The sequence below is a fragment of the Stieleria sp. genome (genome assembly GCF_041595215.1).
In the GTDB taxonomy this organism is placed as follows: Bacteria; Planctomycetota; Planctomycetia; order Pirellulales; family Pirellulaceae; genus Stieleria; species Stieleria magnilauensis.
Genome location: NZ_JBFHKV010000397.1, coordinates 1 through 6860, shown reverse-complemented (window position 1 = coordinate 6860; position 6860 = coordinate 1). Strand labels below are relative to the sequence as shown.

Sequence of the window (6860 nt, the reverse complement as noted above, 5' to 3'; positions counted from 1 at the left end):
GGCGACGAGTCCTCTGTAGTCAGATTGGCAAGGACTCGTCGCCTCGTCCACTACCCGAAAATTGAGCTACGTTAGACGATTAGCTGCGGGTCCAGCTACATCCGCTCGACGACTTCGATGCCGAGCAATTCCAAGGCTTGCTTGATCACACGGCCGGTCAGGACGACCAACGCCAGACGCGTGTTCTGAATGGCATCGGTCTCGGCGTTGAGCACGTGGCACTGATCATTGAACTTCGAAAATGCTTCGGCGGTCGAATAGACGTAATCGACCAAGTGGTTGGGCCGGTAGTCTTCATAGACGTTCTGAAGCGCTTCCTGAAATTGCAACAATTGCAATCCCAGCGCCCGTTCGGCCGCATGCGTGAACGTGATGCCGGCGGCTTGGATTCGCTCGACCACGTCGGCTTCGGTCACCTCGTTTCGACGCAAAATGCTGGTCGTACGTGCAAAACTGTACTGGGCATAGGTCGACGTGTTGCCCGACAGTGCGACCATCTTGGAGAGATTGAATTTGTAGTCGCTGGTTCGATCGTGCGACAGATCGGCGTATTTGATCGCTCCGATGCCGACGCGTTCGGACACCAAACGTTTCTCCTGGTCATCCATAGGAGGATCCAATTTGACCAACCGATCGGGATTGCAGACGACTTGATAGGCGGCTTCGACTGCGTCATCCAACAGACTTTCCAAACCAATCAAGGTTCCGCTCCGCGTCTTCATCGGCCGCCCGTCCTCACCGAGCACGGTCCCAAAACTGACGTGTACCAGTTTGGCATCGATCAGTTTCGTCGCTTCGGCGACGGCGAACAGTTTTTCAAAGTGTTCACTCTGCCGAGCGTCAACGACATACAACACCTCGTCCGGATTAAACGTTTCTTGGCGGTAGCGGAGGGTGGCCAGATCGGTGGTGGCATAGAGGTACGCACCATCGCTCTTCTGAATGATCATCGGCGCGTCGAACTGGTCCAAGAACACGCAGATCGCGCCGTCACTTTCGCTGGCCAAACCTCGCTGTTTGAGATCGTCGACGATTTCACCGAGCATCGGGTGATAGAACGACTCGCCCAAGGTGTGATCGAAGGTCACGTTGAGCCGCGAGTAGATGCGGTTGATTTCATCTTTGCAGTGCGGCAGGAACTGTTCCCAGAGCGCGATGTTTTCCGGATCGTCGGCGTGCAGTTTCGACGTTTCATCCAAGACGGCTTTGCCGATGTCAGCGTGCGCTTCGGCGCGTTGTTTCATCACAGGATCCGCGTCGGTCGCTGCGATCGTCGCCCGAGCCGATTCCAATTTGGCTCGCGCCGACGCCACTTTTTTGGCCAGCGATTCGGCGGCCTTTCGTTTCTTCTTGGCCTCTTTTCCCTCGGATCCTTCGGCTTCCTGTTGCGCCGCCGCGTGCAGATCCTCCAAACGCGCAATTTCGGCTTCGTACTTGGGCACGTTCTTGATCGCTTTGTGATAGCCCATCAGCTGATGCACGATGCGATACAGCTTGGCCAATTCCGGCACCGGGTCCTGGCGAACGACCTCGGGGTCACCGCAATGGTTGTAACCGTAGATGATGCTGCCGAACTGCGTGCCCCAGTCACCGAGGTGGTTGTCGGTGATCACCTCGTGGCCGAGAAACTGAAGTGTCTTGGCCAAACAGTTTCCGATCACGGTGGTGCGAATGTGCCCCACGTGCATCGGTTTGGCGACGTTGGGCGACGAGTAATCGATCAGGATTTTCTTGGGCGAGGCGACCGGGGTGACGCCGCAGCGGTCGTCGGCCAGCATCTCCGCCAGACGGTCCTGCAAGAAGCTGTCTTTGAGCTTCAGGTTGATGAATCCCGGGCCGGCGATCTCGGGCGTTTCGCAAATGTCATCGAGTTGCAGCTGCTCGATCAATTCCGCGGCCACCTGACGGGGATTGGAATCGGCGACCAATTTTCCGATCGGCATCGCGCAGTTGGCTTGATAGTCCCCGAACTTGGGGTTCCCCGCGGGCCGGATCATGGCGGCGTATCGATCCGGGTCATCGATTTGCGACGCAAAGGAACATCGCGAGAGTGCGTCTGAAAAGCGACCGGTGAACAATGAAGGGAAGTGCATTGTGATTGCCAGAACGTGCCACGAGCGCGACTCAATCGCGTCTGCGGACCAGAAAGTAGGGAGGAAAGCGGAGGATCAGTCGGCCTGCTCGATACCCAGCTCAGAGAGTGGGATGGCAGTCCCGTCGGCCCAGAGAGATTCCAGGTCGTAGAACTCCCGCGTCTCTTCATCGAACAGGTGGACGACGACGCTGCCGTAGTCCAAGACGATCCAGCGGCTCTCGTCATAGCCTTCGATGCCGTCACGTTTTTCGCCCATGCCTTTTTCCAGCGCGTCGTCGATTTGCTCGCTGATGGCGTGCAATTGCCGTCGACTTTGGCCGGTCACCAGAACGAACAGGTCGAATTCCGCCGACTGTCCACAAACGTCGATGACGACGACGTCTTTGCCGTTGTTATCCAAGGCCACACGCGCCGCCATGGCTGCAATTTTGCGGCTTTCGGTGGTACCATGGGGTCGAATCGCCCGCGACGGAGCGACCATCGGGTTCTGAGAATCAGTAGGTTTGTGTTCGGTCATGGGGGAAAGTCTATCAGTTTTGTTTTTTCTGTCACGGGTCGGCGGAAACCGAGTCAACATTCCGCAGCAGGCGGCTACTACACTATTAGCTCGATCGCCCACCCGCCGGGATTGTTCCATTTGTCCCGGCGACACGTTACCCCACCTCAGGAACATTCCAATGACCGATTTCGACAATAATCAATCGACGCCCCGAGCCCAGGATTCCACGTCGTCGAGACGTCAATTCTTGAAAAAGGGTTCGGCCGTTTCAGCCGGAATCACCGGCGCCGCGATGTTGCCGCGTGCCGTGCGGGGGGCCGAGCCCAAAGATCAAGGCAGCAACGACGTGGTCCGAATCGGCATCGTCGGCCTGGGCGGTCGCGGCACCGGGGCGCTCAGCGACACGATGACCATCAACGAGCACATCCAACTGGTCGCCACGGCAGACGTCGATGCCAACAAACAACGTGTCCTGGGTCGGCTGCAAAAACAATTCGGCGACAAGGTGGCCGTACGCGACGACAAAAACTACGTCGGCATCGATGCCTACAAACGCATCCTGGACGACCCCGAAATCGACCTGGTCATCATGACCACCCCCCCGGGATTCCGGCCCCAATACGTGATGGAAGCCGTCGACGCAGGCAAGCACGTGTTCGCCGAAAAACCGTCCTGTGTCGATCCGGCCGGCTATCGAATCTGTCTGCAGGCCCACGACAAAGCGATCGCCAATAAAACCGCAATCGTCACCGGCACCCAGTACCGCCGCCAAACGAACTACGTCGAAGCGATTCGCAAGATCCACGAAGGCGCCATCGGCGACGTCATCAACATGACCGCCCGCTACTGCAGCACCGGCATCTGGCACAAGACACGCAAAGAAGGCATGTCGGATACCGAATACCAAATCTACAACTGGATGCACTTTATCTGGCTCTCCGGGGACCAGATCGCCGAACAGGCCGTGCACAACATCGATGTGATGAACTGGGTCATGCAGGGACCACCCGAATCGGCTTACGGAAGCGGCGGCCGATTCACCCGTCCCGAAGGTAGCGAGATGTGGGACAGCAACTCCATCGATTACGCCTATTCCGGTGACCGACAAGTCTCCTTCATGTGCCGACAAATCCCCGGATCGCAAAGCGATGTCAGCAACCAGATCTTCGGATCCGAGGGCACTGCAACGATCTACGGCAGCAACGGAGGCGCGTCGATCAAAGACCGTGACGGCAACGAAGTGTGGTCGATGAAAGGCGATATCCAGTCCGCCTATCGTCAAGAGCACAAAGACTTGGTCGATTCGATCCGTGCCGGTGACCCGATCGTCGAGCTCAAGGAAACGGCCACCAGCTCGATGACCGCCGTGCTCGGACGCGTCGCTGCGTACACCGGGCAAAAGGTGACCTGGGACTTCCTGACCAACGAGTCTCAGCTGGATCTGTTCCCCAACGATTTCGATTACAACGGCCCGCGTCCCGAGCCGTCGTTCGCCATCCCGGGCCAAACCAAACTGATCTAGCCGACGCCACCAGATCGAAGGCTCAGAATTTGACCAGCAACAACAGCGAATAGTAAACGTCGTTCGGCTTGGCACCTTGCGGCGTGCTGTCGTAGCGATCGGTCAACGCCAATTTCAACGACAGATTGTCGGTGTCGTCGAGCAGGATTTCCCAGGCGACGTCACTGACAACCCGGTAATCGGAAAAATCTTCCCAGGCCGGGAAGTAGTCCACCTTGGCTTTCATCTTGTTGTAGCGGTTGAGCTGGTATTCCCCTTCGGCCCCAAACACCGCTTCCGGTTTCCAGTCGTCGTCCGGCGCGCCGATTTCTTTGGAAGCACCTGCACCGAAACGAGTGGCAAACATCGCGTCGTCGGTTCGGATGAAGTGGTAGCCCAGACCGCTATTGAGATTCAGCCGCGAATCGAACGCTTTGAACTGGTCCCATTCGGCCCCAAACTTTCCAAACGCCGACCACTTGGAATCCTGGAAAAGCCGGTCGTAGTCCAGGTTCAACCGGCCGTTGTCTTCCGTCGTCAACCCGCGATTGGTCGCCTTGCGATAATCGAAATCGATCCCCAACGTGTAGCGTTCGGTCTTGCGTTTCATTTCCAACCCAGTTTGCAAGGCCAGCGTCCGCGAGTTGCCGCTGCTGCCATCGAGACCCAGCTCGGCGTGGTTTTTCCAACCGCGGGTGACCCACCGCCAAGGGATTTCGTACCACGACGCAGTTTCTTCGGCCAACGGAGCCGATTCCACGGCCGCGCCCGTCGCAAGCGCCTGGCCGATCGGTGTCGACGGATCGGCCGCCGGCGGAACGGGAAGGGCCGTGCCGGCCGGGGCGACCGGCAAATCGAGCTGCGCCGCCGCGGGCAAGGGCGGCATCGGCAGGCCTGGAGAAACGACCGCCGCCGTTGCGCCTGATAGGACTGTGCCCGAGTTGATTTGGTAAGCCGCCGGCTGGACATCCGCGATTGACCGTTCTGTCGGCCCGGGCTGTTCAATGCTGCCGGGCTGTTTCAGCGGTCCGGTCGCACCGGCGGGCAGCTGAGCGATCTCCGAAGTCGGGGGCGGAAAATGAAACGATGGGCCCGCCTGTGCCTGCTCCTCGGGCTTCTTGCCAGAAAAGGTCGGAATGCCCAATTGCCATAGCGGCGTTTCGGCCATCGCGACGCCCGACGGCAACGCCCCGCTGCAAATCAACCCGATCGCGAGAGCTGCAAGGCCTGTTCTCCCCAAACTCTTTGCGTTACGTGTCTTACCCATCTGAAGAATTCCCATGACGTCCAATCGCATCCAATGAATCGTTTTGCCCACCCACTCAATCGGGTTAACAAAGATTCAGCGGTGCTGTCATGATCGATCTGGCCCGCAGCCGGGCAATCTTTCCGCTTTTCACAATCGGGGGCCTGAAACGGCGTCAAGCCGATGGCGCCAGACGCCGAACGTGCCTGATCGGCTCCCCTCGCTCCGCTCACCCCTCCTGCCAGAAGGGTGACATCGGAAACTGCACTGCCTCGCTAGGCAGTCGGGACCGGGAGAGTTACGATTTGGGGATGAGCGAGAAACATTTCAGTGATCGAATGCGCCAGCTACGCAACCTCGTCGTGATGGCGATGGCCGACGGGACGATCGGCGAACGGGAGGTCGCGTTTGTCGCCGAACGTTGCCACGAACTCGGGTTGGGCGAAGCGGAATTGAACCGCGCGATCCGATACGGGCTGGGCGACGACGCGGCGTTGGAGCTGCCCCGCGACCCGGAAGGCCGCAAGGAGCTGATGATCGACTTGGTGCGAATGATGGCCGCCGACGGCGTTTTAGACGAGAGCGAAAAACGTCTCTTTGCGCTCGCCGCTGCCAAAATGGAGATGTCGACTGAGCAGCTCAATCAATTGCTTGACCAAACCCTGGAATAGTCGACGTGGCAAAGATTCTGATCACGTCGGGGCCGACCCGCCAGTATCTCGACCCGGTTCGCTACATCTCGAACGCGTCGAGCGGACGGATGGGTGCGGCGTTGGCCACCGCGGCGTTGCAATTGGGGCATGAAGTCGTCATCGTCTCGGGCCCGGTTCCCACCATTTACCCGGCGGCCGCCCAAGTGATCCCGGTGGTCACGACCGACGAAATGCTGGCGGCCAGTCAAGAGTGGTTCGCCCGATGTGACGGCGCGATCGGCGCCGCGGCACCCTGTGACTACATGCCCAAAATTGTCGAGACACAAAAGATCGCCAAGACCGGCGGCCCGCTGACGCTGCAACTGATCGAAACCCCCGACGTCGTCGCGACGCTGGGACAAACCAAACGTGACGATCAGTGGGTCGTCGGATTTGCATTGGAAACCAACGACCGCAGATTCCGTGCGACGGTCAAGCTGGAAAAGAAACACTGCGACATGATCATCAGCAATGGTCCCATTGCGATGGATTCCGATGTCAACGATGTCGAATTGCTGGACACCGCCGGCGAAGTCATCGCCCGCGTCGAAGGCACCAAACAGAAGGTGGCGGACGTTCTGATGACAGAAATCGATCGTCGATTGATTCACAAGACGCCTGCGACACCCTTGTAACCGAAGGCTTATGACTGCAACGCAAACCATGGATTTGTCGACCACCCTGGGCCGGATGACGCTGCCCAATCCGATCATGGTCGCCTCGGGAACCTTCGGCTACGCAAGGGAGATGGAGCACGTCGTCGATGTCTCTCGCCTGGGCGCAGTGCTGCCCAAGACGATCACGGCCGAACCACGGATCGGCAACGC

6 protein-coding genes and 1 pseudogene are annotated in these 6860 nt (G+C 58.7%); 4 read left to right on the top strand and 3 right to left on the bottom strand.

The window, feature by feature from the left end:
• Positions 1 to 95: 95 nt before the first annotated feature.
• On the bottom strand, positions 96 to 2093 hold the full coding sequence (gene argS / locus ABX749_RS16160; protein WP_372896881.1) for an arginine--tRNA ligase: 1998 nt from the start codon (positions 2091 to 2093) through the stop codon (positions 96 to 98).
• Positions 2094 to 2168: 75 nt separating this feature from the next.
• Entirely contained in the window at positions 2169 to 2612 is a 444-nt protein-coding gene (gene rsfS, locus ABX749_RS16155) for a ribosome silencing factor (RefSeq protein WP_236649553.1), read from the bottom strand.
• Between the two features lie 154 nt (positions 2613 to 2766).
• Between rsfS and ABX749_RS16150 the strand changes: the two genes are divergently transcribed.
• Positions 2767 to 4116: a Gfo/Idh/MocA family protein gene (locus ABX749_RS16150; protein WP_372896882.1), complete on the top strand. Its 1350-nt coding sequence runs from the start codon at positions 2767 to 2769 to the stop codon at positions 4114 to 4116.
• Between the two features lie 22 nt (positions 4117 to 4138).
• Here ABX749_RS16150 and ABX749_RS16145 read toward each other — a convergent pair whose 3' ends face one another.
• Entirely contained in the window at positions 4139 to 5392 is a 1254-nt protein-coding gene (locus ABX749_RS16145) for a DUF481 domain-containing protein (RefSeq protein WP_372896880.1), read from the bottom strand.
• A 260-nt stretch (positions 5393 to 5652) separates the two neighbouring features.
• Here ABX749_RS16145 and ABX749_RS16140 point away from each other — a divergent pair, with 260 nt between their 5' ends.
• From ABX749_RS16140 to ABX749_RS16130, 3 genes and pseudogenes are all read left to right on the top strand, one after another.
• Complete coding sequence (locus tag ABX749_RS16140) at positions 5653 to 6012, top strand: TerB family tellurite resistance protein (protein ID WP_372896879.1); 360 nt, start codon at positions 5653 to 5655, stop codon at positions 6010 to 6012.
• Between the two features lie 5 nt (positions 6013 to 6017).
• Positions 6018 to 6668: a phosphopantothenoylcysteine decarboxylase gene (locus ABX749_RS16135; protein WP_372896878.1), complete on the top strand. Its 651-nt coding sequence runs from the start codon at positions 6018 to 6020 to the stop codon at positions 6666 to 6668.
• A gap of 10 nt (positions 6669 to 6678) precedes the next feature.
• Positions 6679 to 6860: pseudogene (locus ABX749_RS16130) on the top strand (dihydroorotate dehydrogenase); the annotation flags it as partial.

Coding starts and splice junctions, on each gene's coding strand:
- argS (WP_372896881.1), bottom strand. CDS start 2,093: ATGCACTTCCCTTCATTGTTCACCGGTCGCTTTTCAGACGCACTCTCG.
- rsfS (WP_236649553.1), bottom strand. CDS start 2,612: ATGACCGAACACAAACCTACTGATTCTCAGAACCCGATGGTCGCTCCG.
- ABX749_RS16145 (WP_372896880.1), bottom strand. CDS start 5,392: ATGCGATTGGACGTCATGGGAATTCTTCAGATGGGTAAGACACGTAAC.
- ABX749_RS16140 (WP_372896879.1), top strand. CDS start 5,653: ATGAGCGAGAAACATTTCAGTGATCGAATGCGCCAGCTACGCAACCTC.